The 26121-nt window shown below is 38.9% G+C and carries 23 protein-coding genes; 6 read left to right on the top strand and 17 right to left on the bottom strand.

The window, feature by feature from the left end; all coding sequences use genetic code 11:
• Window positions 1-149: 149 nt before the first annotated feature.
• Complete coding sequence (tyrS, locus tag ACOEN1_RS06020) at window positions 150-1373, top strand: tyrosine--tRNA ligase (RefSeq protein WP_422485627.1); 1224 nt, start codon at window positions 150-152, stop codon at window positions 1371-1373.
• A gap of 21 nt (window positions 1374-1394) precedes the next feature.
• Window positions 1395-3230, top strand: a complete 1836-nt coding sequence (locus ACOEN1_RS06015) for a helix-turn-helix domain-containing protein (RefSeq protein ID WP_422485625.1) — start codon at window positions 1395-1397, stop codon at window positions 3228-3230.
• A gap of 152 nt (window positions 3231-3382) precedes the next feature.
• On the opposite strand, the gene ACOEN1_RS06010 is transcribed toward ACOEN1_RS06015, so the two are convergent.
• The 13 genes from ACOEN1_RS06010 to ACOEN1_RS05950 form a co-directional block, all read right to left on the bottom strand.
• Complete coding sequence (locus ACOEN1_RS06010) at window positions 3383-4579, bottom strand: alpha/beta fold hydrolase (RefSeq protein ID WP_422485623.1); 1197 nt, start codon at window positions 4577-4579, stop codon at window positions 3383-3385.
• Between the two features lie 148 nt (window positions 4580-4727).
• A complete protein-coding gene (locus ACOEN1_RS06005; RefSeq protein WP_422485621.1) occupies window positions 4728-6155 on the bottom strand; it encodes a sensor histidine kinase in 1428 nt (475 codons plus the stop codon).
• Window positions 6142-6876 (bottom strand): response regulator transcription factor, encoded by a 735-nt coding sequence (locus ACOEN1_RS06000; RefSeq protein ID WP_422485620.1) that lies wholly within the window; start codon window positions 6874-6876, stop codon window positions 6142-6144. Before ACOEN1_RS06000 ends, ACOEN1_RS06005 begins: the two co-directional genes overlap by 14 nt.
• Window positions 6877-7111: 235 nt before the next feature.
• Window positions 7112-8275 (bottom strand): M20 family metallopeptidase, encoded by a 1164-nt coding sequence (locus tag ACOEN1_RS05995; protein WP_422485618.1) that lies wholly within the window; start codon window positions 8273-8275, stop codon window positions 7112-7114.
• Complete coding sequence (locus tag ACOEN1_RS05990) at window positions 8275-9513, bottom strand: M20 family metallo-hydrolase (protein WP_422485616.1); 1239 nt, start codon at window positions 9511-9513, stop codon at window positions 8275-8277. Before ACOEN1_RS05990 ends, ACOEN1_RS05995 begins: the two co-directional genes overlap by 1 nt.
• 11 nt (window positions 9514-9524) lie before the next feature.
• Entirely contained in the window at window positions 9525-9908 is a 384-nt protein-coding gene (locus ACOEN1_RS05985) for an OsmC family protein (protein WP_422485614.1), read from the bottom strand.
• Window positions 9909-10008: 100 nt separating this feature from the next.
• Window positions 10009-11190 (bottom strand): hypothetical protein, encoded by a 1182-nt coding sequence (locus tag ACOEN1_RS05980; protein WP_422485612.1) that lies wholly within the window; start codon window positions 11188-11190, stop codon window positions 10009-10011.
• A gap of 386 nt (window positions 11191-11576) precedes the next feature.
• Window positions 11577-12359: a polyphenol oxidase family protein gene (locus tag ACOEN1_RS05975; RefSeq protein WP_422485610.1), complete on the bottom strand. Its 783-nt coding sequence runs from the start codon at window positions 12357-12359 to the stop codon at window positions 11577-11579.
• The gene (locus ACOEN1_RS05970; RefSeq protein WP_422485608.1) at window positions 12343-12948 is read right to left on the bottom strand and encodes a nucleotidyltransferase family protein; all 606 of its coding nucleotides are present in this window, start codon (window positions 12946-12948) and stop codon (window positions 12343-12345) included. The genes ACOEN1_RS05975 and ACOEN1_RS05970 overlap by 17 nt, the downstream gene beginning before the upstream one ends.
• Entirely contained in the window at window positions 12948-14447 is a 1500-nt protein-coding gene (gene glpK, locus ACOEN1_RS05965) for a glycerol kinase GlpK (RefSeq protein WP_422485606.1), read from the bottom strand. The genes ACOEN1_RS05970 and glpK overlap by 1 nt, the downstream gene beginning before the upstream one ends.
• 105 nt (window positions 14448-14552) lie before the next feature.
• Window positions 14553-14780, bottom strand: a complete 228-nt coding sequence (locus tag ACOEN1_RS05960) for a MoaD/ThiS family protein (RefSeq protein ID WP_422485605.1) — start codon at window positions 14778-14780, stop codon at window positions 14553-14555.
• Window positions 14780-16570 carry an aldehyde ferredoxin oxidoreductase family protein gene (locus ACOEN1_RS05955; protein WP_422485604.1) on the bottom strand — a complete coding sequence of 597 codons (1791 nt, stop codon included), beginning with the start codon at window positions 16568-16570 and terminating at the stop codon, window positions 14780-14782. Before ACOEN1_RS05955 ends, ACOEN1_RS05960 begins: the two co-directional genes overlap by 1 nt.
• Window positions 16571-16788: 218 nt before the next feature.
• The gene (locus ACOEN1_RS05950) at window positions 16789-18666 is read right to left on the bottom strand and encodes a sigma-54-dependent Fis family transcriptional regulator (RefSeq protein WP_422485603.1); all 1878 of its coding nucleotides are present in this window, start codon (window positions 18664-18666) and stop codon (window positions 16789-16791) included.
• 202 nt (window positions 18667-18868) lie between these two features.
• Between ACOEN1_RS05950 and ACOEN1_RS05945 the strand changes: the two genes are divergently transcribed.
• Complete coding sequence (locus ACOEN1_RS05945; RefSeq protein WP_422485601.1) at window positions 18869-20233, top strand: MATE family efflux transporter; 1365 nt, start codon at window positions 18869-18871, stop codon at window positions 20231-20233.
• A gap of 72 nt (window positions 20234-20305) precedes the next feature.
• On the opposite strand, the gene ACOEN1_RS05940 is transcribed toward ACOEN1_RS05945, so the two are convergent.
• The gene (locus tag ACOEN1_RS05940) at window positions 20306-20923 is read right to left on the bottom strand and encodes an NUDIX hydrolase (protein WP_422485600.1); all 618 of its coding nucleotides are present in this window, start codon (window positions 20921-20923) and stop codon (window positions 20306-20308) included.
• Window positions 20924-20940: 17 nt separating this feature from the next.
• Window positions 20941-22137: a patatin-like phospholipase family protein gene (locus ACOEN1_RS05935; RefSeq protein WP_422485598.1), complete on the bottom strand. Its 1197-nt coding sequence runs from the start codon at window positions 22135-22137 to the stop codon at window positions 20941-20943.
• 137 nt (window positions 22138-22274) lie between these two features.
• Between ACOEN1_RS05935 and ACOEN1_RS05930 the strand changes: the two genes are divergently transcribed.
• Complete coding sequence (locus ACOEN1_RS05930) at window positions 22275-22703, top strand: deoxycytidylate deaminase (RefSeq protein WP_422485597.1); 429 nt, start codon at window positions 22275-22277, stop codon at window positions 22701-22703.
• Here the strand turns inward: ACOEN1_RS05930 and ACOEN1_RS05925 are convergent.
• Window positions 22700-23302, bottom strand: coding sequence for a viroplasmin family protein (locus ACOEN1_RS05925; RefSeq protein WP_422485596.1), 603 nt, complete (start codon window positions 23300-23302; stop codon window positions 22700-22702). The genes ACOEN1_RS05930 and ACOEN1_RS05925 overlap by 4 nt on opposite strands.
• 435 nt (window positions 23303-23737) lie before the next feature.
• Here ACOEN1_RS05925 and ACOEN1_RS05920 point away from each other — a divergent pair, with 435 nt between their 5' ends.
• Window positions 23738-25096 (top strand): alanine/glycine:cation symporter family protein, encoded by a 1359-nt coding sequence (locus tag ACOEN1_RS05920; RefSeq protein ID WP_422485595.1) that lies wholly within the window; start codon window positions 23738-23740, stop codon window positions 25094-25096.
• Between the two features lie 39 nt (window positions 25097-25135).
• On the opposite strand, the gene ACOEN1_RS05915 is transcribed toward ACOEN1_RS05920, so the two are convergent.
• On the bottom strand, window positions 25136-25645 hold the full coding sequence (locus tag ACOEN1_RS05915; protein WP_422485594.1) for a phosphatidylglycerophosphatase A: 510 nt from the start codon (window positions 25643-25645) through the stop codon (window positions 25136-25138).
• A 138-nt stretch (window positions 25646-25783) separates the two neighbouring features.
• Between ACOEN1_RS05915 and ACOEN1_RS05910 the strand changes: the two genes are divergently transcribed.
• On the top strand, window positions 25784-26121 hold a 338-nt coding region (locus ACOEN1_RS05910; RefSeq protein WP_422485593.1), incomplete at its 3' end, for a helix-turn-helix domain-containing protein.

The raw sequence follows: 26121 nt of genomic DNA, 5'->3' as shown, positions 1-26121 counted from the left end.
GATTACACATAATCCAAATACAACCTGGAGTCTGCGGGGGATTTCACACCATACGTGATATGAGGCTTTATGTGAATTAAGGTGGTACCACGGGTTTTCTCGTCCTTTTGATGAGAAAGCCCTTTATTTTTTTTGCGAGGAGGAATAATATGAGAAATGTTTATGATGTACTTGAGGAAAGAGGCTACATCGACCAAGTTACGGATGAGGAAGCCTTAAAGGAGTTATTGGAAAAAGAATCCGTTGCTTTTTATATCGGATTTGATGCTACAGCTGACAGCCTTACCCTGGGTCACTTTCTGCAAATGATGGTAATGATGCATATGCAAAGAGCAGGCCACAGACCTATTGCACTGCTGGGTGGCGGAACTACCATGATTGGTGACCCGTCAGGTAAATCAGACATGAGAAGGGTTCTTACACGGGAAATGATTGATTACAATGCTTCAAGGTTTAAGGAACAATTTTCAAGATTTATCGATTTCAGTGAGGGGAAAGCCTTTATGCCAAACAATGCTGACTGGTTGATGGACCTGAATTTTGTTGAATTTATGAGAGAAATCGGAGTTCATTTCACAGTAAACAGAATGCTTACCTTTGACTGCTACAAAAACCGACTTGAACAAGGGCTTACATTCTTTGAATTCGGCTATATGCTAATGCAAAGCTATGACTTTTTACACCTTTACAGAACCTATGGCTGCAAGCTTCAGCTGGGAGGAAGTGACCAGTGGTCAAATATCCTTGGAGGCTATGAGTTAGTTAGAAAGCTTGAGCAGGACAAGGTTTTCGGCATGACCTTCAAGCTTTTGACTACAGCAGCGGGCACGAAAATGGGCAAAACTGAAAAAGGGACCATTTGGCTGGACAAGGAAAAGACTACTCCTTATGAATTGTTCCAGTATCTTAGAAACGTTGATGACAGAGATGTGGAAAAATTCCTTGCGCTTCTTACATTCCTTCCAATGGATGAAGTACGACGTTTGGGAGCTCTTGAAGGAGCTGAAATCAACAAAGCCAAGGAAGTGTTGGCACACGAAGTAACAAAAATGATTCACGGACAAGATGATGCAGACAATGCGCTTAAAGCAGCAAAAGCCCTTTTTGCAGATGGCATGGATGAAAGTAGCATCCCTTCAACGACATTGGACAGGAGTATTTTCAATGAAGGAATTGGAATCCTGGACCTTATGAGAGAATTGGGATTGATTAAGTCTAACAGTGAAGGAAGACGACTTGTTGAGCAGGGCGGTATAAGCATTGATGATGAAAAAGTCGGAGCTGTGGATAAGATGGTTACACTTGATGATTTCAAGGACGGAAAACTCCTAATCAAAAAGGGCAAGAAAACGTACCACCAAGTACAAATTTAGTTATTGAAAGGTAGATTTATTATGACGGATTCCTCACAAAGAATCAAGGAACTGCAGAACATACTTGAGGCAACCAAGTTGCTGAATGCTTCAAGGGATCTGGACTTCATATTGAAGGAGCTTATGAACGCCACCCTTCGCTTGATAAAAAGCGCAGACATAGGCATTATTTTCCTATATGATAAATCTGATAACCTATTGAAATCCAAGTATTCTTTTGGCTTCAATGATATGAATGTATCTTTGAAGCCAGGAGAATCAATTACTGGAATTACTTTCATGCAAATGAAAACACTTCATCTGGAATCTACTGAAGAAGTTCACGAAGCCATGTCTTCCATGTCAGGAGAGACTAAAGAGATGTTGCACAATAGAATTATCAGACCGATGGATACTCTATTAAGTGCAATAAGCTGCCCTTTAATTCATGATGGAGAGTGTATCGGAGTTTTGGTGCTTGACAATTACATTGGGCGGGAACCATTTACCAAGGATGATGTTTACCTCGCGGAGCTTATTTCAGTTCAGGCTACAATAGCGATAAAGAATGCTGAGAAATATTCTCGTGAGATTGAAGCCCAAGATGCACTCAAGGAATATAGTCAGCTTGTGGAAATGGAAAAAAACAAATACCAATACTCCACTTTCCTTCATAATAAATTTACGGAGATGATACTGAACAGGAATACGTCCGATGACATAATCGATGAAGTTTCAGAGCTGCTACAGACAGATGTTTTCATTATAGACCTTTTTTATTCCATTGTTTCTTATGCAGGGAATCATTACGATAAAAGAGAAGAACTTGAAGATATAAAACCAGCAATCCTGAATTACATGAACTCTGAAGGGGATACTGTTCATTACAATAAAGAACTCGGGCTTTGGATTTTATTATACCCCATATTTGTCTCTGGAGATGTTTTCGGTTGGATCGGAATACTTATGGAGGAAAATCATCTCTCCGAACTGGATAGAATTGTTGTTGAGAAGTGTTCCAATGTGGTTGCTCTTGAAATCCTAAAGGATTATGACATGACCAACCTTGAACAGTCCATAAGGGGAGACTACTTTGATAATCTTTTAAAAGGTAATTCAATGGACTTGGAAAACAAGTTCAATCAAAGGTATCGTATAGACTTTAGCCAACCCCAAAGGATGATTCTAATTAATCTCCTTTATCAGAAAAGTGAGAATCCCGCTTATAAGTATTTCCGTTACTTCTACCAGGAAGTAAATGCCCTTGCACTTAAAACCTTTGCAAAGAGTCTGTCAATACAGAAAAGAAACCTTATTATTGTCCTTGTCGACGACAGTGAAAGCTTTGACAGGGATACCATGAAAAGTTTTCATGAGAACCTTGTTAAAATTACTGAGATATTGGAATCGAGAGCCCGAATTCATTCAAGTTGCGTATCCATTGTAAGTGAAAAAATCTCAAGTTATGATGAGTTCAGCAATATCTATGAAAGAACTTACAAATTATTTGATATAATACCTGAAAATTCAATGTGTGGGTGCCACTTCTACGAAGACTATCAAGTGAAAAAGATTCTTCTTAAAAACGATAAACATGATCTTGTCAATTTTTCAAGAAATGTTCTTTCGCCTGTACTGGAGTACTCTCATTCTTCCAAGATTGAATTGTTCAAAACATTGAAAACCTATATCTACAACGGGGGAAACTGGACCAAGACCAAGAAAGACCTCCATATTCATGGAAATACACTGACTTATAGATTGAATAGACTTAAAGAGCTTATGGATGCTGATCTTGATGATTACCAAACAAGACTTCGCATCCAGCTGGCTTTGGAAATAACGGATCTCTACACTGAAATTCTCAGTGACATGTAAAAACCCAAAAGACATAAATACGATGCCCATATCGAGTAGACTAATAAAACCTACTCAATATGGGGGTTTTTATTTGATAATCTCTTCTGCAAATCGCATTGCGACCTTTATCTTTTGATTCAACTATTATTGATACCAAGAATAATTATTTGTTAATTATCCCTATCTTTTACTATGAGCAACTCCTCAACGAATCTATCACTCTCATTTATCCAAGGGTTATGCCCCGAATTCTCAAACCAGACAATTTCCTTATGTGGTGCATCTAATATATTTACATAATCTTCCACTAATGAGAGTGGGGCATTGATGTCATGCCTTCCGAGAAAAAAGTAGATTGGCACCTCAAGCTTATTGTAGTCTATTCGTAAATCAATATCATAAAGCTGGGGATAAACATGATTAAAGGTCATCAAGATACCCCGAAAGTAGTTAACCTTGTCAATAATTCCATATTCAGGTGAGAAAATATCACGAAACGTATTGTAACCATTATTTTGAATTTCGGGATTATTACTCATCTCAGCTGATAGATAGTTTAGATACTCAGCACTATTCCATGTAACATCTGAACCATAGTAGGGTGGTTTACCGTTTTCTGTAAGCTTCTTGATTTTATCAAAATCTTTTTTTTCATTTGCAATCTCCATCGCCTTATCGTAATCCAACAGCTCTGTTTTTAGGAAGTCTACCATTTGTCCTGTTCCTATCACAGCATGATAACGATCGGGTGTCTCTGACGCCAAGAAAACACCAAGGGCACTTCCCCAAGATTCCCCGGCTACATAAATTTTCTCTTGTTTGAAACGCTCACATAAATATTCAGTTAGTGCGAGTCCATCATCTATATAATCCTGCACATCTAAACTGTTTTTAGCAGCTGCATAATATGATTTCCCAGAGCCTGGCTGGTCCCAATTCACCACCACAAAATGTTTTTCAAGCTCTGCAAGATCATGTCGAACTGCCGCCATCTGTGTACCACCAGGGCCACCTGCCAAAAATAACAGGACTGGATTCTGTTTGTTCTCTCCTCGGATGCTAATCCATTCTTTTCTTTCGTTCAACTCGATCTTTGTCAGTTCTGCAATACTACCTTCCAGAACATCGCCTTGCTCATTCAAAATAGGTGGAGTTTTTGATGTGAATTGACTAAACAATGATATTCCTACCATAATAACCATTAAGCCGAATAAAACAACACCAGATCCTTTTAATCTTGATATCGTTTTAGCGATAGCTTTTTCCTTTCTTTTCTTAATCAGCAGCGAAACACTAAGTATTATACTAGTGAGTAAAGCAGCTGTAGCAGCAATCAATAAAATGATGAATATAATAGACATGTTCATTTTGTATCCTCCTCTTTTTTTGTGTTGTTATCTTTCTATTTATTACTATATCTCCCTTCTCTAACATGAAGCTTAACTAAACCTTACATTAACCTTAAATGCAAAAACAGCACTCCCGAAATGGAAGTACCGTTCTCTACACTCATATTTATAAATTCTTATTAAGCATTATAATAAACTTCACGCCCTCTCCAAGGGCAGTATCAAGTTCTATGGTGCCACCATGCAGCATAATTATCTTTGAAGCAATTGCAAGTCCAAGTCCACTTCCGCCTGTCTTTGAGTTTCTTGATTTATCGGAGCGAACAAATGGCTCGAATATGTTTTCAGAAATTGATTCCTCCATACCTATTCCATCATCTGCTATAATAACTTTAACAGTATCTTTGTCCTCGGTAAGGCTAAGAGTAAATTTTGTTCCTGCTGGATTATGCTGTATGCAATTGGTAAACAGATTAGCGAAGGCTCTATGCAGCAGTTTTTCATCAAATGATATCATTATTTCTGTTTCTTGAATATTAAACTCTGTATCTATTCCTGCCATCTCAAACTCGGATAAAAACTGCGAGGCCTGCTCTCGTATAAATTCGGTTATATCGCTCTGCACAAGCGTTGGTTTAAAGTTTGCATGATCAAGTTTTGAGTATGTGAAGAGGTCATTCATCAAGTCGTTTGCACGTATGCTGTTCCTAAGAATCACATTTACATAGCGATTGTATTTTTCATCATTCATCTCCACTGATGTACTAAGTGTTTCCGCATAACCCATAATGGAGGCAATGGGATTTCGCAAATCGTGAGAAATGTCCATCAAAGTTTGTTTTTTTTCATTTTCCGCTTTTTCACGTAGGATTTTTTCTTGATTCAGTTCAGCTGACAACTTATGAATATCATTTTTAAGCCATAAAAATTCGCCATTTAAGCCCTCGTTCTCTCCTAATTCATACTCGCCACGAGTGATTCGCTTCACCATGCTACATAACTTTCGTAGTGGTGCGATAAAAGACTTTGCAGAATGTCTTGCATAAATCCATGCACCCAAAAACACCAACAAAAGCAAAGAAAGGATCATGGTAATATACAAAATCAATGCTTTTGTGTATTCCGAAGACTGAGCATTAGTAGCAACTGAAAGTCGTACTCGGATAGAAACAGGAAAGCCAACCACCAGCCAAAATTTCTCTTGTTCGTTGTAGGTAACACTGTAAACATACTCTCCATCAGGGCTTTCAATCCTCGTTAAAAAGTCTGTCCATTCAGACATAGATATAGTTGTCTTTTCAAATAGCTTGTGCCCGCCAAGCTCCTGAACAATACCATCTTCAAAGATTACCGCCACACCGCCATCAGAGTTAGTCACACCAGAGATGTCAATTTCTTGGATATTTGAACGAATAAGCTCTGATGCTGTGTACTGTGGCTCAATGTTTGAACCTTGTAGCCAACCACTGCTTACCCAGGTACCAACTAGCAGTACAAAGAAGTAAGACACTATGAAAAGGGGATACATCATGAGATAACTTTTGGTTAATTGATTCGAAATACTAACATCTTCTTTGAGTTTATTTCTGCGCATTAACTTCACCTGCTTTTACTGGTGGATAAACAGAGAACTTATATCCAATTCCTCTTATTGTAATTAAGTAAATGGGGTTTTTCGGATCATCTTCTATTTTACTGCGCAGGCGGCTCAGATGTACCATAACTGTATTATCATCATATAGATATTCCTCCTGCCATACCGCATTGTAGATCTGCTTTTTGGTGAAAACCCGCCCCACATTTTCCATAAAGAGTTTTAGCAGTAAAAACTCCTTGGCTGAAAGAATTATGGTTTGATCATTCTTATAACAAACAGCTTCATCTAAATGCAGATTAAGTTTGCCATAGGAAAGTACAGTCAAACTTGGATTCGAATCATCAACTTCCATTCCTCGCTTTTGTATATGTCGTGCCTGCACTTGTACCCTTGCTTTGAGTTCAGCCATGCTAAAAGGCTTCACCAGATAATCATCACCACCTAAAGAAAGTCCCAACACCTTGTCTGTTTCATCACCTCTTGCTGTTAAAAAGATGACTGGAGTTTCACTCTTTTCTCGGATCTTCTGTACTAATTTCAGGCCATCCATTTCGGGCATCATAACATCCAATATGCACAGTTCAATTTTTTCGTGCTCAAAGATCTCCCATGCGACTTTGCCATTTTCCGCTATAAAAACATCATGCCCTTCTCTTGAAAGATTATCCTGTAATAATTCCAAGAGGTCCTTTTCATCTTCAGCAATCAAAATTCGCACAACTTCACCTCCTAAAATAACTCCCCATATTTTAATTTAAGAATAGTAGTTAAGTTTCAATTCTTTTTCAATCTTTTCACAACATACTAATATTATACACGACTAAACGAATATATAAAGGATAAGGTTCCCCGTTATATTACACCCATTCCGGGCGAACATTAAAAAAGATGACCCCTTTTCAATGCAGAAGTCATCTTTTGGATCTTGATTAAAAGTCTTGTGGTTATTTTAATTACTTGCTTAAGAAATCCAGTGCAAATTGTGAGTACAATTCTGCAGCTCTACCAAGTGCATCTTCATCGATGTTAAACTTTGGATGATGATGTGGATGGTATTCGTGCTTTTCCTCATTCTTTGAGCCAACAAATGCAAAGGCTGAAGGTGCATACTCAGAGAAGAATGCAAAATCCTCCCCACCTGTTGTTTTCTCAAACTTAACCAGGGCTTCCTCGCCTCTAAGCTTTTTAACGGTTTCTGCCGCCAGTGCTGACATCATTGGATCATTTATAGTTGGGATAGTCATCTGCGTGTATTCAACTCTAGCTTTGGCTCTGTAGGCCTCTGCAGTGTTTTCAACTACTCTCCTTATAATGCCTTCAAATGCGTTGTTTACCTCCATTGAAAAGCACCTTGTTGTTCCTTCCATATAGGCATCTCCGGAAATTACATTCCATCTGGATCCACATTTTATCATTCCTACACTTACAACTGACGGATCAAGAGGGTTTATTTCTCTACTTGCTATTGACTGCAGGTTCATGACAATTGCGGATGTAACAATTGCAGCGTCAACCGTTTGATGTGGCATTGAACCATGTCCGCCTTTTCCTTCGACGAATATCTTAAACATGGCCGCTGAAGCCATTCTTGGTCCTTCTTCAACTGATATTTTGCCTGTCTCCACATCATTCCAGATATGGATTCCAAAAATACCATCTACACCTTCCATAGCTCCATCTTTTATCATGGCCAAGGCTCCCTGTGCTACCTCTTCGCCTGGTTGGAAAAGAAGCTTCACTGTTCCGTCGAATTCGTCCTTCATGTCATTCAGGACTTTTGCAGCAGTCAGGAGTCCCGCCGTATGGGCATCATGACCACATGCATGCATTACACCTTCAACCTTGGACTTGTACTCCACCTCATTACCCTCAAGTACCTCAAGAGCATCCATGTCGGCTCTAAGGGCTATTGTCTTTCCTTCACCTTTTCCCTTGATTATTCCAACAACACCAGTTCCTCCACTTTTTTCAGCAGGAATTCCCATTTTTTCGAGTTCTTCCATTACTCTTTTTTGAGTGCTATATTCCTTCATACTGGGCTCGGGATTCATATGAAATTCTCTTCTCATTGAAATTGAATAATCCTTATACTTCTCTACCAATTCTCTTACTCTCATCATTTTGCCTCCCCTAATTTCAATATGGTATCGTAAATCAACTCAATGCCTTTCTGGAGCTTATCATAATCGGTCCACTCTTCCTTGCAATGGCTTCTGCCATCCTTGCTTGGAACAAATATCAACCCAACCTCTGTTACGGCAGCCATTACCATGGCATCATGTCCTGCTCCACTTATCATGTTTCTATAGGATATACCTTTTTCTTCTCCTGATTCCTTGAAAAGACTTACCATTTCCTCATTCATCTTAACAGGCTTCACATCAAGCATTTCAGTTACAGTATAGGTCACGTCCGTGTCTTTTGTATGTCTATAAAGTTCATCCAGTATTTTTTTCTTGACATTTTTTATGCTGCTTTCGTCCTTTGATCTAATATCAACCGTAAAAACAACTTGAGCAGGTACAATATTCGCAGCACCCGGTTTCACTTCAAGCACTCCAACCGTTGCCACTGTTCCATTTTTTTCTGGTCCAGGATATGAGTCCACATTGGCTACTACCTTTGATGCAACTGACAGTGGATCAGCTCTCATATCCATTGGAGTGGTTCCAGCATGATCCGGTCTTCCGTTGACTTCTACCTTGAATTCATTTATGCCAACGATAAAATCTACTATTCCAACATCCTTGCCTTCGTTCTCAAGAATTGGTCCTTGTTCTATGTGTAGCTCGATAAAGGCTTTTACGTCTTCTCTGTTTCTTTTGGTTTCAGATATTTTCTCAGGTTCAAAGCCGAAGTCCCTAAAGGCCTGAGCCATTGAAATGCCATCTTTGTCCTTGTTTCTCTCCAGTTGATCGTAGTCAACAAGTCCTGCCATTGCACGACTGCCAAATACTCCTGACCCAAATCTTCCACCTTCTTCTTCAATCATTGCGACAAACTCTATTGGATATTTAGTTTCAATATTGTTTTCTTCAAGTGCTCTAAAGATTTCGAGCGCCATGACAACACCTGCTGGGCCATCAAAATTACCACCGTTTTTTACTGAGTCAAAATGTGATCCAATCATTATAACTGGAGCATCTGGATCTGTTCCCTCTCTTCTTGCAAAAAGAGTCCCAGCATTGTCTTCATATACTTTAACATTAAGCTTACTTAACTGTGCCTTGAGATAGTCTCTTGCCAGCTTGTCTTCCTCAGTCAATGAAAATCTTGTCAGTCCACCTTCATTACTGCTATTGAACTTAGCAAGCTCCTCAATATCTTTTTTGATTCTTTCAACTTTGGTAAACATAAATCATCCTCCTAAAGAATCTCTGCCTTGTACACCAACCTGCACGTCTTGCCTAGAATTGCACTCACATTGCAGTACTTTTCCTCGGCAAGCTTGATTGCCTTCTCAAGGTTCTTCATTTCCAAGTCTTCTCCACTGAACTTAAATAAAATTCTTATTTCATCATATATCCTCGGGATAGTACTTTCATCCATATCAGCCTCGATTTCAAGGTCCATTTCTGTAAAAGAAACCTTCATCTTATCCAGTATTATCTTTACATCAACTCCCATACAACCTCCAAGGCCAACCAGCAGCAATGGCATTGGTCTGAATCCTGCATTATCTCCTCCTGCCTCTTCACCAAGATCCATCAACAATTCATGACCAAGTTCATCCTTGCCTAAAAATGTCATGTTATCTCTCCAAGAGCATTTAACCTTTTGCATCCATTTTCACCTCTTTCGTATCTTCTATTCTAAATTGTAGGAAAAGCGCCTTTCAAGGCGCTTTTCATTAAATCAAGTTTACAAATACTCCCGCTATTATTACAGATACAATTGTAACTGTTGTAAAGCCTCCAACCAACATTTTTGGAAGCATTTCGTCCATTAGGAACTCTCTTTCTTCCTGTGTCTCACCAAGGGCCTTTGAGGCTTCCTCAGTAAGAATATAGTTTGGCGGGAACCCGTAAAGAGCAGTCAATGCAACTGCAAACGCCATTTCCTTGGTGTAGCCAAGTTTTTTACCAAGTACCATGGAAAGAATGGCCATACCTGAAACACCAAGAACAATTATTCCCATTAAAGGGACTACTATCTCCATCAGCATTGCAGGGGTCGCTCTTGCAAGTCCAGCAAATACATAAGCCATAAGGACAGTAATTAGGAATCCGAATGAACCCGATGTATTAAGAGGTTTTTGCTCTACAAAACCAATCTCCTGAGCAATAACTCCAAACAACAGACAAATTACAAATGCTGATATGTTTATAACCGGTGCGATAAATCCTGAGAATGCTACTGCTGCCCATGCTACAAGACCAAGTCTTGCAAGAGTTACATAGGTTGTCTGGTAGTCCTTTGGCAAAGGTGGAATAAGCTTTTTCTTGACAGGCTTATCTACTACTACCTCTTCCTTAACGTGCTTGATCTCACCACTTCTAAATCCATTAACCAGTCTGGTTCCTTCCTTCTTAAGCATTACGGAAGTCAAAGGATATCCCACAAATCCCTGCATTACGTATGTAATTATGGCAAGTATTGCAAGATTGTCTCTCCCCAATGCTGTTGCTGCGTCACTCATTACTATAGCCGCTACGATACCTCCTGTAAGTGGTGGTGTAGCTATTATTGCTGTCTCTCTACCAAACAAAGCAACACCAACTGTCATAGTAAGAGACATAATACCAACTATACCTATAAGTGCAATAAGAATGGTTCTCCACTGTCCTGCCAATTCCCTTACTGACATCATTGTACCCATGTGTGTTATTAAAAGGTACATTGACAATAATACTACTGGCATCTGGAATCCAGCTAGTGCAACGATGTCTTCTGGAAAGAATGTCCAGAATCCAAATAAAAATAAAAATGCCGCAACGAAAACCGATGGTACGAATGCCTTAGTCTTTGCTGATATTACGTCTCCAAGAGCCAGAACGATAAGAACTGTTGAAAATGCCATCAATAAACTCATACAACTCCTCCTTTTTCTTATTTATTTAGCACAGTATACCATTAAACAGGTGGCTTGTATATGGTGCCAAGAACAAAATTTATTACGTATTTTTGAACAATTTTACTATATTGTTAGATATTTTTTTATCAATATTCCCTCTTTATCCTTGCAATTACTATTTTGTTGATTTATAATAGTCTTATAAAGATTTATAAATCTAAATTTTTTGATACGTTTTGTTATTATTTTATCAAACTAGCGGTTTCATGGTCTTTTTGAGATTCTTTGGTAAATCTTACCCCTCTTTGTATTTACAAGACTCAAAGCCGAAAGACCCAATTACATAGATAGGTTCAAACAACAGAAGAAGAGCTTCCCAAATCAGGGAAGCTCTTCTTCTGTCCTTAACCCTCTAGAATTGTAAAAAGTCCCATTAAACCAAAATCTTCTTTATCTCGTCTATATGAATGGCAAAGATCATCCCTTTCATATGTTGATATGTCAATGACTGTTATGTTTTTTTCATCTATTCCCATTTTAAGTAGCATTCTTCGGTTTATCTCCTGAAGATCCACAAGGAATTTTTCTTCCGATACTTTTCTTACTAGTTCCTTCCAGTCATTGAATTCCTCCAGGAATAAGCTTCCAACATCCTCTCTAACCTGAAAGTCATCCCTACCTATGGCAGGACCAATTACCGCTAAAATATCTTCTTCAGAAGATCCATACTCCTTTAGGAGTCCGAGGATTCCTTTTTCAACTATTCTTTCAAGTGTTCCTTTCCATCCTGAATGAATATTTCCCTGAATTCTCTTCTCTTTATCAAATAATATAATAGGCACACAATCTGCAAACCGCGTAAGTAGGGCTACGTCATTCAAATCAGTAAGAAGCCCATCAGTGTTTGGTATAAATCTTCCATATGGGCCCTCTTTCCCCTGATCGAGAAAACGAATTATTTCAATATTTGAAGTATGAGCCTGATACCCATTATAAAGAATTTCAGGTTTTCTACCCATAAACTGATATGCTTCATTTATAAAACCCTGAAGAGATACCTTGTCAGGGTTTGTACTCGTCCCCACATCCATGTCCTTTGTGGTAAAGCAATGTTTAAGCCCCATTGTCTCAAGTTCTGGCAGATATATATATCTTTTGTTGTTATTGGTTTCAATCCTGTATTCCATCACATTCGCTATCCTTCCTGGCAATTAATTCCCTGTACTGACTTTCTGTATCAATATCTGTTACGTCTCTGGGACTATTTACATGGTACCAATGAATATCATTTTGATTGTTGCTTATTATTTCAAAGCCACCATTTTCGCCTTGTACTTTTAATAGATCATTTCTATATTTGCTTGAAAACAGTATTGGCATATGAATCTCTCCATCCAGGGTAGGAACAATAATCCCTTTTCCTGAAGCTGTAAAATCATTTATCATTTCATTAATCAGATTACAGGATACAAATGGCTGGTCTCCAGCAATAAAAAGATATCCATCCCCAGTTGCTTTTTCCACGCCGCATTTAACACTTTCGCCCTGTCCAAGCCTGGCCTTGTTGTTCTTGATTGTCCTGATTCCATGCTTTTTGCCGATTTCAGCGACACTCGTTTTTCTGTATACTAGGATTAGCCTTGAAAGCTTTGAGTTAAGAGCTGTTTTAATAACTCTCTCCACCACAAGGTCTTCTCCAACCGGTAGCAGTAGTTTATCCCTTCCCATCCTCCTGGAGAAGCCAGCAGCTAGAATTATTCCATCTATGCTTAGCATTATTCTTCTCCTTTCCAGTACAGGGATCTTCCTACTGCCCTCTTCCACTGTCTGTACAAATCAGTTCGATCCAACTCGTCCATGGCAGGTGTATATTTTCTGTCAAGATCCCAGTTTCTGACAATCTCATCTTTATTGGTCCAGAAACCTACTGCCAGACCTGCAAGATATGCTGCTCCAAGAGCAGTGGTCTCTCTTGTTACTGGTCGCTCGACATCTAAGTTCAGTATATCTGCCTGGAATTGCATAAGGAAATTATTTTCCACAGCTCCTCCATCAACCCTCAAGGTCTTAAGTGATATCCCGGAATCTTTCTCCATGGCCTCCAAAACATCCCTGGTCTCGTAGGCAATAGACTCCAAGGCCGCTCTTACTATGTGTTCAGCAGTAGTATTTCTTGTTATTCCAACAATAGTACCCCTTGCATACATATCCCAATGAGGCGCTCCTATACCAACAAATGCAGGCACAAGAAAAACTCCATCTGTGCTGTCTACCCTCGTTGCAAAATCTTCGGATTCCGCCGCCGTCCTGATAAGTTTAAGCCCGTCTCTCAGCCACTGAACCACGGCTCCTGCTACAAATATACTCCCCTCAAGGGCATAGGTCACCTTACCGTCCAAGCCCCATGCTATGGTCGTTATAAGTCCGCTTGTTGACTCTATGGGCTCCTGGCCTGTATTCATAAGCATAAAGCACCCTGTACCATAGGTATTCTTGACCATTCCCTTTTCGAAGCATGTATGCCCGAATAAGGCTGCTTGCTGGTCTCCAGCAATTCCTCCAATTGGAATCCTTGCGCCAAAGCTTTTTTCATACGTATATCCGAATATCCCGGAGGAATCCATTACTTCAGGTAGCATAGCTTCCGGAATATCCATTTCGTCCAATAACTTTTTATCCCAATGAAGGTTTCGAATATTGTAAAGCATCGTTCTTGATGCATTTGAATAGTCAGTTCTGTGGACCCTACCACCTGTAAGATTCCACAAAAGCCATGTGTCAACAGTTCCAAACAACAAATCTCCGTTAAGTGCCTTTTCTCTTGCTCCCTCTACATTATGGAGAATCCACTGAAGCTTTGTGCCAGAGAAATAGGCATCTATTAAGAGTCCAGTATTTATTTTTACATATTCAGACAAACCTCTATCTTTTAGTTCTTCACAGTAATCTGCTGTTCTTCTACACTGCCATACTATGGCATTGTAGATTGGTCTTCCAGTATTCTTGTCCCATACAATTGTAGTTTCTCTTTGATTTGTAATTCCGATCGCAACAATATCATCTGCAGTTACAGATGCACTATCCATCACTTCTCTGATCACTCCTGATTGAGTTCCCCAAATTTCCATTGGATCATGTTCAACCCACGCTTCTTTTGGATAGTATTGTTTGAATTCCTTTTGTGCAATACCACAGATTTTTCCGCTCTTGTCAAAGAGTATTGCTCTGGAGCTTGTGGTTCCCTGATCCAGTGCAAGAATATATTTTCCAGTCAATTGTCTCCCTCCTAGGCCCTTTTATTTATTATATCAATAAACTGGTGATATTCCTAAAAGTTCCAAAAAAAAGTTAAAAAGAAAGAAGCCCTTTCAGGCTTCCTCTTAACCCCCTCCAACAGGAGGGAAAAGGGATAATATATCCCCATCCTTCAATTTATTCTCGGGAGGTGTTCTTATTCCATTTACCAATAGGATTGCAACATCCTCAAGGTTTACCCCTATCTGGTCAAGAAGTGTTTCCACACTTGTATCTTCCTGGACCTCCAGAGTCTCTTTCTTCTTATCATCAATTCTGAGTGTGGCAAAATATCTGACTTCGATTTTAATCATTACAGTCCCAGTTCCTTCAATTTAGCTTCGGTAGGTATTCCATCCTCACCCCAGCCTCTTTCCTTATAGTATTCTCCAAGCATTTCATCAAGCTTGTTTACCCAACCTTTACTTGGTCCTTCAGGAATAGGATCTTCAAGTAATCTCTTAGGAAGAGTGTCCTCAGCAGAAGTTACTCCGGCAAGAAGGTTAAACTGCTTCTCGATATTGTAAATTCTATCGCCTATTGCAAGAATGTCATTACCTGTAAGATCAGTTCCGGCAATTACATTGTACATATCAGCATAGTCATCCGCTCCAAGTGCAAATGAAGTGAACAGACATACTCCCAATGAATCAATGGAAGCTGTAAGGTCCTGGAATATTTTTACCCAGGTAGGCTTGCTACTTGTTTCGAATCTATCCAATTGCTCGGGAAGTCCTAAAACCTCAGGAGATATTGTATATCCTCTTACGTGACATCCTCCTCTGTTGCTTGTTGCATAGTTAAGACCGATTCCCATTATACCTCTTGGGTCGTATGCTGGCATTTCAAGTTTTTTAACTGTCATTGAGAATTCTGGCACTCCATAACCATCAGCAAGTCTGTAGGAGCCTTCAGCCATCTTTGCACCAAGTCCCTGAGCATATCCCATTCTCTTAACCCATTCAGTAATGTCAGTGCCATTTCCAAACTCAAGCTTAAGTCCATCAAGCTCATCATCTTTTATATAACCTTTCTGATGCAATTCAATTGCCGCTGCAATTGTTGCTCCTGCTGATATTGTGTCTATTCCCATTTCATTACACCAGTGATTAGCCATAATGATTGATTCCATATCACTTATTCCGCAGTCAGCACCGAATGACCAAAGTGTTTCGTACTCAGGTCCTCCGCCTTCCCAATCTCCTACCTTTACATATCTTCCGCAACCGATTGGGCATCTGTAGCAAGCAGTTCTTTTTGTAAGATACTTGTCAGCCAGTGTTTCTCCACTGGTTTCATCTGCTTTATCAAACTGAGCTTCCAGGAAATTGTTTGTCGGTAAGCTTCCCAGCTCATTTAGAATATTTACAAGTACTGCAGTACCATATGTTGGTAGCCCTTCACCTGTTACTCCATTCTCCTTTATCTTTGCGAGTTGAGTCTTGTTAAGCTCTTTAATTCTGTCCTGATCTGGCACATCTGGTTTTCCTGAACCTTTTACTACAATCGCCTTAAGATTCTTTGAACCCATAACAGCTCCAACTCCGGATCTTCCCGCAGCTCTGTCTTCGTCGTTCATTATTGCTGCTATATGAGAAAGGTTTTCTCCACCAGGTCCAATTGCAAGAACCTTGGCTCCATCTACATGCTTTTCTCCAAGTTTTTTGGTTGTGCTTGAAACAGTTGTTCCCCAAATATCGGCAGCTGAAAGCAGCTCTACCTTGTCGTCTTCAATACTTAGATATACTGGCTCGGCAGATTTTCCTTCAAAAGCTATTATATCCCATCCAGCAAACTTTAACTCAGCTCCCCATTTTCCTCCTGAATTTGATGATGCTATTGTATTTGATAATGGAGATTTTGTTACAACCATGTATCTACCACCTGTTGCAACCGGATTTCCAGTCATAGGTCCTGTTACTACAAACAATTTGTTCTCAGGACTTAATGGATCAACCTTAGGATCTACCTCATCCATCATCATCTTTGTTCCCAAACCTCTACCGCCGATGAATTTCTTTGCCATTTCGTGATCCAATGGCTCGGTTTTAAATGTTCCATCTGTAAGATTTACTCTAAGAATCTTTCCTGTGTAACCAAACATATGTATTCCCCCTTCTTTTTTTTCACTTTCTTCCACTATATATACATTGCAAAAATGATGCCAAGTTTTTCTCGACCGAAAAAGTTGGCATCATTGGCTGAATTTGAACTATTCTAACAATTCAGTTTTATTTGTTGTCACACCTGATTTTTATTTGCTCCATTGTGGAACATATTATAGCAAATTACCGCGTTCCATTTTAGAGCACTGCTCCATAATTATACACCGATATCGTACTTTTCAATTTTTCTATACAAAGTATTTCTACCAATGCCTAATTTTTTTGATACCAAAGTTATATTTCCATCATATTTTTTTAAAATCCTCTTGATATGGTCTGCTTCAATATCTTCAAGAGTCCGGTCACTTACTACCTTCATTGCCGGTACAGAGTCAATATCCTTATCAAAACCCTGTGTAGGAAAAGACTCGGTATTAATGATCAGTTCAACCAGATTCTCAAGTTCTCTTATGTTGCCTGGCCAATTGTGATTCTTGAGCATATCCATATAGTAATCTGGAACTTCCACTGGTTTTTTACTGAGGCTTTTTGCTTTTCTTTTCATAAAGAAATCAAATAGAAGAGGAATGTCCCCAGGTCTTTCTCTCAAAGGTGGTAGTCTTAATGGGAGTACGTTTAATCTGTAGTATAGATCTTTTCTAAAATTACCTTTGTCCACTTCTTCCCTGAGGTTTTTATTGGTCGCTGCTATGATTCTTACATCAACGGGAATTTCTAATGAACCTCCCACTCTTCTAACATTTCCCTCCTCGATTACACGTAGAAGTCTTGTTTGCAGCTCATATGGCATTTCTCCAATTTCATCCAGAAAAAGAGTCCCCCCATCTGCAATTTCAAATTTTCCTGGCTGTCCTTCTATATTGGCACCAGTAAAAGCTCCACCTACATAGCCAAAAAGCTCTGACTCTATAAGATTCTTGGGAATTGCTCCACAGTTTAACGCTACAAACGGTTCATTTTTTCTGTCGCTATGATTTTGTATTGACTGAGCAAAAATTTCCTTTCCTGTTCCACTTTCTCCCAAAAGCAAAACTGTGGATTTGGAGTCTGCAACTTTTTTAGCAAAATCAATAATTCTTATGAATTCATGATCCTCTCCAATAACCTTGTCAAATGTATAAACCGCACGAGAGCCTGTAACCTTGTTGGCTAGTTTTCTCATCTTCTTTACATCCTTGACTACAAATACAATTTCATAAGGCATGTCTCCTTCTCCATTTACTGGATACGCACTCAGATTTACTTCATTTTTATTTGTATCTAGATTTATGTACACATCTTCCTGATATATACTCTCACCTTTCTTGATTCTACCTACAATCCTTTCCCAGTCGGGGAAAAGCTCTTCTCCCTTTACTGTACTAAACGCTTCACTTGAATATCCTAAAATCTTATATGTATAGTCATTTGCCAGCACTACTTTCCCATCCATATCAACAGTGAAAATACCAGATGGCAGAGAATTAATTATTGTATCCAGATATCTCTCCATTTTTTCATGTAGGCTTGAACAATGTGTATTTCTTATCATGTATTCTATTGCTGAAGCCGCTGCAGCAACCATCCCAAGCGTATGTGAATTAACAAGCTCCATACTACCTGTCAAATCAATGCATCCGATGATCTTTCCTTCATGATCTCTTATGGGTGCCCCTGAGCATGTCCAGTTCTGTAGAATCTTCAATACGTGTTCTTTACCAGTAACCTGAAGTGGATATCCTTCTCTTATTGACGTACCCATGCCGTTGGTTCCAGCATCCTCTTCATTCATCGATGCACCTGGCACCAGCCATGTGTCATGTGCTTTTTGCAGCATATCTTCATTTCCTGTTATATTAAGTATGCGTCCCTCTCTATCTGTGAGTATAACCAGAAATTCTGAATCCTTTACAAAGGAATATAACTGATTTATAAAAGGTTCCGATACAGAAATCAGTGTATGATTGTTGGTAATTATGCTGTTGAGTTCTTTCTGTGATAGGATATGTTTGCTTTTTTTTTGATTGGGATCTATGCCATAAGATTTACTTCTATCATTTGATCTTTTTATAAAATCTCTGTCTTTATTTGCCATGGAAATCCTCCCTGGGAAAATCATAGATTATATTCAATTTTCTCACTATTACTTTTAATTTACCAAGTACTTGAATAAAAGTCAAAAGAAAGTGATTCTTATTGGTATAATACACTTAGTATAGTATAATTATCTAATGATAATAACACTGGACAAAAGCTTGGCAGCCATTTTCAGTATTTAAAAAAACAAAGGTGATACTATGGATAAAAATAAAACCAACAGCCAACGGGCTCTAAGACTTGGCAATGAGCCTGTAGGTAGTCTTCTGCTAAAATTTTCAATTCCTGCTATTGTTGGAATGATGGTCAATGCCCTTTACAATATTGTTGACCGCATATTTATCGGACGTGGTGTCAACAGCATTGCAATCGGTGGTGTTTACTTAGGCATGCCTATGATGCTTATCCTTATGGCTTTCTCCATGCTGGTAGGAATTGGTGGAAATACACTGGTATCAATCAGACTTGGTGAAAATAACAAGGATGAAGCTGACAAAATTGCCAGCAATTCTCTTATGCTCTTGATTATTATCGGTGTATCCCTTGGAATATTGGGAAACCTGTTTCTTGAACCTCTTTTAAGGGCTTTTGGTGCAAGCGATTCCAATATCGGTTACTCAATGGACTACATGAGGGTCATACTTCTCGGAGCACCATTCCAGGCGATTGGCTTTGGTATGAACAACTTTATAAGAGGTGAGGGTAACCCTAAAATTGCCATGATGACGATGCTGATCGGAGCAATTCTCAATATGATACTTGACCCGCTGTTTATTTTTGTATTCAAGATGGGTGTACAAGGAGCTGCTATTGCAACAATAATTTCTCAGTTTATCTCAGCAATGTGGGTTCTAAGGTACTTCTTTACCGGAAGCAGCATTCTAGATCTTAAAAAGGAATACTTGAAGCTTAAACTGGAATATGTAAAAAAGATTTTTGGGAATGGTTTTGCTCCTTTCAGCATGCAAATTGCTGCGAGTATGGTAACTGCTCTTTACAATACTAATCTTCAGATTCACGGTGGCGACCTTGCCACATCCAGTATGGGCGTAATCAATTCCGTTGCAATGATGGTTCTAATGCCGGTTTTTGGAATAAACCAGGGTTCTCAACCCATTATGGGATATAATTTCGGTGCCCGACAATACGATCGGGTTAAAAAAACGCTACTCTATGCCTCGTTGATGGCTACTGCAATTACTACAAGTGGGTTTTTAATCGTTCAATTTTTCCCTGAAGCAATAATTCTACTGTTTACAGGTAGCGAGGGAGCTCAGTCAGGATTGCTTCCAATAGCAGTTCCAGGGATAAAGACTCTTCTTTTTATGTTCCCGATTGTAGGATTCCAGATTGTCAGCACTTCCTATTTTCAAGCAACTGGCAAGCCTAAACAGGCTATGCTTCTAAGTCTTTCAAGACAGGTTTTGGTACTTATTCCAGCCCTACTTATACTTCCCCCCCTATTGGGCCTACGAGGAGTCTGGATGGCAGGTCCTTTGGCTGACTTTACAGCTTCGCTGATAACAGCAATACTGGTTTTTCATTCAATTAAGAATTTGAATTAAAAACCAGATAAAAAGACTGACTAAAGTATTCCACTGGAATAGATTTCTCAGTCTTTTTTATTACATGATACATTAACATTCTCTTATTATTTCAGCAAGATGCTTTGTCAACCGTGCTGTCAGACCCCAAACAATGTGATCCCCGTATTGGTAAAAAAGCACCTGATGCTTCCCTTCGCGAAAATTATACTCCCTTCCTCTTGGTATAAGCTCATATGGAAAGTCCTCCGCATCCTCTGTTTTCAATAAAAGCTCATAGGAAAGGGGCTCTGTATCCAGAATAAATCCTACTGGCACAGTAAAAATGTGATCCACTTCTTCAGGATTGATTTCTAGCTTATCCAGGTCTTCCACCTTAAGTACCCCTAAAAAACAATGAATTGTGAAGTTTGCATAGGATACAAGAAAATCGAGCTCTCCAAGAATCTCGATATCTTCAGGAGTGACTCCCAGCTCTTCAACGGTTTCTCTTATTGCCGTTGTCTTGAAGCTTTCTCCTTTTTCTACCTTTCCTCCAGGAAAAGACACTTCTCCTGGCTGGGTTTTCATGTGCCTTGCTCTTAATTCATAGATTACATGCCATTCTCCATCAATGTTGACCAAAGGGATCAAGACTGAAAATTTACCTACTGCATCCAATGGCTTTGGTATTCTGTTTTTTAATTTATCTGTCAATCTTTCTATTATCAATTCCTCTTCCTCCAAATTCAATCCATAAATATTATTCTCGCTGCCTCAAGAAGAATTTCGTCTCTGTTAAAAGGTACCAGATTTCCAAATCGATTCATTATATTATCATACCTGCTATACTCTCTTTTACGAAACCTACCATTATTCTGATTGAGCATTCTTGTCAACTCCTCAAAGCTATAGACCTCAAATCTCTCAACTTCTCCTGCTTCGAGAATATACTCAATAATGTATATAATGAATGTCTCATAATCGTAACCTTCCTCTATATCCATCATTGATCCCAACCTGGGAATGATGTGCCCAAACAGTATGCTAAGTCCAGGCTTTGAATCAATGTGGAGCAATTTGCAAAGCTCCTCAATTTTATCATTGCCAATACTTTCAAGATATTGAAAATAGAATTTCTCACCTTCAGGCCTTACATAGTATCTTCTCCCCTTCAAATCTCTAATTTCTTTTAGAGCATCGCAGTATCCCATTTTCATGTTTCTCTTTATTTTTGAACTGTCCAAATCAAAGGCTCTCCCAAGATCTTCCTTTGGGTAGACTATTATTGGATCCAAGTCTTTTATGTCTTCCAGCTCTCCTGGATTCATCTGATGGGTTCTCACAATAATAAGATTGGTGTAGCCTTTTCTCAAAAGCATATGGTAGGGAAGATTATCGTGAAACCAACCATCCAACAGAGTCTTTCCGCCGATTTTCTCAATTTTGAAAAATGGCATATATGATGATGCCAATAGATAATCCTTCATCTCTCCGCAGGGAATGTCTTCCTTGAATAATTCCATTGGAATCCTGTCTGTAAGATTATATGTTGCAATACCAAATTCTATTGGTGAATTTCTTATTTCGTCTTCACGAGTATACCTGGCAATCATATTTCTAAAGGGTGCTATGTCAAATCCTTTGTTTGATATTACGCCCCTCAGTTTATCTGCAACCATCTTCACTGTGTGTATGTCTGGCTTAGAGTGAAGTAGTCTGTTCAGTTCCTGATCATTGTCTCTAATGATGTCAGAATACCTAATGTCATCCCATAATTCCAGACATTCCTCAAAATCACCCTGAACGATCATTGCACCATTAAGAGCTCCGATGGATGTTCCTGCAACTGCTGATATTTCAAGCCCACATTCATTTATTGCCTTATAGGCCCCCACTTGATAGGAGCCCTTTGCTCCTCCGCCTTCCAGCACAAGACCATACATTCTCATCCACCTCCGACTTAGAATTAGATGTTCAATCAGTATCCTACCAATCATATATACCCAGATTATATCATACTACTTCGGCTGACCTTATGGTATAATTACCCTATTGAATCCACTTGACAAGGAGGAACTATATGTCCAGAAGAATGAGTTGGAATAAATACTTTATGGAAATAACAGAACTTGTAGCGAGTCGCTCCACATGTGACAGGGCATGGGTTGGTTGTGTTATAGTAAATGACAGCAACCGGATAGTATCAACTGGGTACAACGGATCAGTTTCAGGAAACCCCCATTGCGATGACGTAGGTCACACGATGAGGGATGGTCATTGCATTGCTACCATACACGCAGAAATGAACGCCCTCTTATACTGTGCTAAGGAAGGAATTCCTGTTAACAAATGCGTTGCTTATGTCACGCATTTCCCATGTCTGAATTGTACAAAATCTCTTATACAGGCTGGGATAAAAAAAATCTATTACAAAAATGACTACAGAGTAGATGAGTACGCTATCCAACTATTGGATACCAATAACATTCTTTATGAAAAAATTACCTAGAGTATTGCATCTTTAGCCAGCTGGTCCGCTTCATCATTGAGCTTGTCACCACTATGTGCCTTCACTTTTATGAATCTGACATCCAGTCTGTCTTTGATGCTATCATAGTATTTCTTATAATCCCTAGTTCCACATTTATTGGTCTTCCAATTACCCTTTGCCCAATTTTCGATTCCAGTGTAATCGTAATGAAGGTGAAGGGTTTTTTTGTTTTCTGACAAAGCCCAGTTCATTGCTTCCATGGCACCTTTTAGTTCACCTGCCACATTTCTCATTGCTGCAAGCTCAGGATCCTCTTCTCTTCCACTTAAACAATACTTCTCTTTGTCTGAGAGTATTACCACACCATAGCTATAAGTCCCGTTGCTAAGGTCATAGCTTCCATCCACATATGCTACAGCAGCAGAACTGTCTTCTGCTTCGCTTATTATTTCAGCTGCATTATCCTTATCAGATATATATTCTTTAGCTTCTTCAATAGATCCAAACTTCTTGTATACAGCTCCTGGAAATCCATGAACCTGTTTTTTACATTCATCCCAGGTATGGTAAATCCCTGTTTTCAATCCTTTTTTTACTGCATAATAGTATTTTGCCATACTCCACCTCTTAATTTCATTATATATATCTAATTATATCATATTTAACAGATGGTAAATATAATGTAGTCGGATTATGGTGTGAAAACGAATCTGATTTTACTATGTAATTGATTTAATTTGATCAGATCTTAAGAATAAAAGGCAACCATAATCTCTCTTAAACTATTGATATGTCAACCTTTAAAGATATTATGGTTGTCAATAAGATAACTATTATACACATATTTTCTGTTGATTTCGTTATTATTTTATCATTTGATTGTATATTTTAAATTTTCTCTAAATTATATTGAATTCCATTATTCTTTCTGTTAGAATGTTTCTTGAGTTGTTTTTTTTGCGTTCGGGGAAAACGTTTTAACTGACAGCTTAAGGCAATCCACCAATTGCTTTGTTCGAAGTTTCTTGAAAACATCATAACAGGAGGTATTTATGGATTTTATTATGAGTCTTAACAGTACCATCAATAGTTTTGTATGGGGACCACCTATGCTTTTACTACTGGTAGGTACAGGAGTTTACTTAACAATTAGAACTAATTTCTTTTCTATTCTTAAGCTAGGTTATGTACTTAGAAACACATTATTGAAAATCTTCTCCAAGGATCAGGCTGGTGAAGGTGAAATCACTCCATTCCAGGCGGTAGCTACTGCACTTGCAGCAACTGTTGGAACTGGTAATATTGCCGGTGTTGCTACTGCAATAGCCCTTGGTGGACCAGGAGCAGTATTCTGGATGTGGGTATCGGCAATTTTCGGTATGACAACAAAATTCGGCGAGGTTGTTCTTTCAATTAAATTCAGAGAGAAAACTGAAGATGGACGTTTTGTTGGAGGACCAATGTATTACATAGCAAATGGTCTTAACATGAAATGGCTTGCTACAGTATTTGCAGTATTTGGAGCTATTGCAGCCTTTGGTATCGGTAATATGGTTCAGTCAAACTCTGTTGCAGCTTCACTTCAGGAATCATTCAATGTTCCCCCATTGGCAACAGGTCTTGTACTTGCAGTACTTACTGCTCTTGTAATTCTTGGTGGTATCAAGAGAATCGGTTCTGTAACTGAAAAGCTTGTACCTGGTATGGCTTCAATCTACATCCTTGGAGCAATCTTTATAATCATTATGAACGGATCACAAGTCCCTGAAGCATTTGGCCTTATATTTGGAAATGCATTCACTGGTACAGCTGCTGTTGGTGGATTTGCAGGTTCAACACTTGCAATGGCAGTTAGGTTCGGAGTTGCTCGTGGAGTATTCTCAAATGAGGCAGGTCTTGGTAGTGCTCCAATCGCGCATGCCGCTTCAACTACTGACCACCCTGTAAGACAGGGACTTTGGGGAGTATTCGAGGTATTTATGGATACAATTGTTATCTGTACTCTTACAGCTCTTGCAATCCTAGTATCCGGACTTTGGAACTCAGGTTCCACTGGTGCAGCACTTACAACTCAAGCATTTGATGAAGCAATCATCGGTGGTGGATACATTGTATCAATAGGTATCATGTTGTTCGCATTCTCAACAATTCTTGGCTGGTCATACTACGGCGAGAGGTGTGCTGAGTACCTGTTCGGTGAAAAAGCAATTGTACCTTACAGAATTATCTGGATTCCATTTGTTGTAGTTGGAGCAATTGGAGGATTGGAGTTTATCTGGGCTCTTGCAGACACAATGAACGGTCTTATGGCTATTCCAAACCTAATAGGTGTTCTTATGCTAAGTGGAACCATTATCAAGCTTACAAAGGAATTCTTTGCACAAGAGAAAGAAAAAGGAAACATGAAATAATAATTAAAGCGAGGCTCAGGCCTCGCTTCTTTTTTTATTCTATCTTGAATGTGCAATCCTGCTTGCCGCTGCAGCTGCTATTGCAGCTATTAAATCATCCAGGAATGTGTGGCAGGCTTCGCCTTTTTTTGTATCCAGCTCCTTGATTATACCGATTTTCTCCTTATCAAGGTATCCAAAATTAGTAAGACCGATTGTTCCATAAACATTTACAATGGACAGCGGAAGTATCTCATCGATTCCATATAATCCTTCATCTGCTGCAACTATGCTTTGAAGTGGCTCAGGCAGTAGTTTTTGTTCAGTCAGTTCGTCAATAGCTATTCCAGTCATTATTGCGTGAATAATTTCCCTCTTACTAAGTACAGCATCAATGTTTTCCATGCATATCTCAATTGTGAGGTCCTCATAATATTCTTTTTGAAGGTCCAGAACGATTTCAGCTATCTGCTCCAGCTGGACACCTCTTCTGTTGATCATCTCGATTGTCATTTGTTTTAACTCATTCATATCATATTTGTGACTATATTTGTCTTTTCCTTTTGCCATGTTTTTACCTCCTTTGGATTTACTCTATATTGTTACCCTAACTGCATGGTTTGAAAGCATGTATAGCTTTTCTCGACTGTGTTTATCTTTTGATAATGTCACCTTATAATTATCTTTTGATTATGTCACAATAATCTTATGAAAAAAGAGGTGCAATACTTATTGAATGACAAACAGATTAACAGATATCGAGTATTGTCAAATGTAATCGAAGGCAATCTTACACCTTGTGATGCTGCTAAAACTCTAAATCTGAGTGAACGTCAAATATTCCGCTTAATTAAAGGAGTGAACAATGAAGGCGTGACTTCCCTCATTCACAAGAATTCTAACAACAAACCTTCTCATACTTTTGATGCTGATTTCAAACAAAACATTTTAGACTTAAGACGTTCTGATAACTACAAAGATTCTAATTTCACACATTTTCGAGAGCTTTTGGAAGAACGGGAAGATATATCTATCAGCTATAATGC

Origin of the sequence: Gudongella sp. DL1XJH-153, assembly GCF_049310905.1 — a bacterium.
In the GTDB taxonomy this organism is placed as follows: domain Bacteria; phylum Bacillota; class Clostridia; order Tissierellales; family Tissierellaceae; genus Gudongella.
Note: the sequence above shows the minus strand (reverse complement) of the source record. Positions and strands in the feature narration are given on the sequence as shown.

Coding starts and splice junctions, on each gene's coding strand:
- ACOEN1_RS05915 (WP_422485594.1), bottom strand. CDS start 25,645: ATGGCAAAAGGAAAAGACAAATATAGTCACAAATATGATATGAATGAG.
- ACOEN1_RS05925 (WP_422485596.1), bottom strand. CDS start 23,302: ATGGCAAAATACTATTATGCAGTAAAAAAAGGATTGAAAACAGGGATT.
- ACOEN1_RS06005 (WP_422485621.1), bottom strand. CDS start 6,155: ATGCGCAGAAATAAACTCAAAGAAGATGTTAGTATTTCGAATCAATTA.
- ACOEN1_RS05920 (WP_422485595.1), top strand. CDS start 23,738: ATGGATTTTATTATGAGTCTTAACAGTACCATCAATAGTTTTGTATGG.
- ACOEN1_RS05980 (WP_422485612.1), bottom strand. CDS start 11,190: ATGAGTTTATTGATGGCATTTTCAACAGTTCTTATCGTTCTGGCTCTT.
- tyrS (WP_422485627.1), top strand. CDS start 150: ATGAGAAATGTTTATGATGTACTTGAGGAAAGAGGCTACATCGACCAA.
- ACOEN1_RS05990 (WP_422485616.1), bottom strand. CDS start 9,513: ATGTTTACCAAAGTTGAAAGAATCAAAAAAGATATTGAGGAGCTTGCT.
- ACOEN1_RS05975 (WP_422485610.1), bottom strand. CDS start 12,359: ATGGAATACAGGATTGAAACCAATAACAACAAAAGATATATATATCTG.
- ACOEN1_RS05985 (WP_422485614.1), bottom strand. CDS start 9,908: ATGACATTTTTAGGCAAGGATGAACTTGGTCATGAATTGTTGATGGAT.
- ACOEN1_RS05995 (WP_422485618.1), bottom strand. CDS start 8,275: ATGAGAGTAAGAGAATTGGTAGAGAAGTATAAGGATTATTCAATTTCA.
- ACOEN1_RS05970 (WP_422485608.1), bottom strand. CDS start 12,948: ATGCTAAGCATAGATGGAATAATTCTAGCTGCTGGCTTCTCCAGGAGG.
- ACOEN1_RS05945 (WP_422485601.1), top strand. CDS start 18,869: ATGGATAAAAATAAAACCAACAGCCAACGGGCTCTAAGACTTGGCAAT.
- ACOEN1_RS05960 (WP_422485605.1), bottom strand. CDS start 14,780: ATGATTAAAATCGAAGTCAGATATTTTGCCACACTCAGAATTGATGAT.
- ACOEN1_RS05950 (WP_422485603.1), bottom strand. CDS start 18,666: ATGGCAAATAAAGACAGAGATTTTATAAAAAGATCAAATGATAGAAGT.
- ACOEN1_RS05935 (WP_422485598.1), bottom strand. CDS start 22,137: ATGTATGGTCTTGTGCTGGAAGGCGGAGGAGCAAAGGGCTCCTATCAA.
- ACOEN1_RS05930 (WP_422485597.1), top strand. CDS start 22,275: ATGTCCAGAAGAATGAGTTGGAATAAATACTTTATGGAAATAACAGAA.
- ACOEN1_RS06015 (WP_422485625.1), top strand. CDS start 1,395: ATGACGGATTCCTCACAAAGAATCAAGGAACTGCAGAACATACTTGAG.
- ACOEN1_RS06010 (WP_422485623.1), bottom strand. CDS start 4,579: ATGAACATGTCTATTATATTCATCATTTTATTGATTGCTGCTACAGCT.
- ACOEN1_RS05955 (WP_422485604.1), bottom strand. CDS start 16,570: ATGTTTGGTTACACAGGAAAGATTCTTAGAGTAAATCTTACAGATGGA.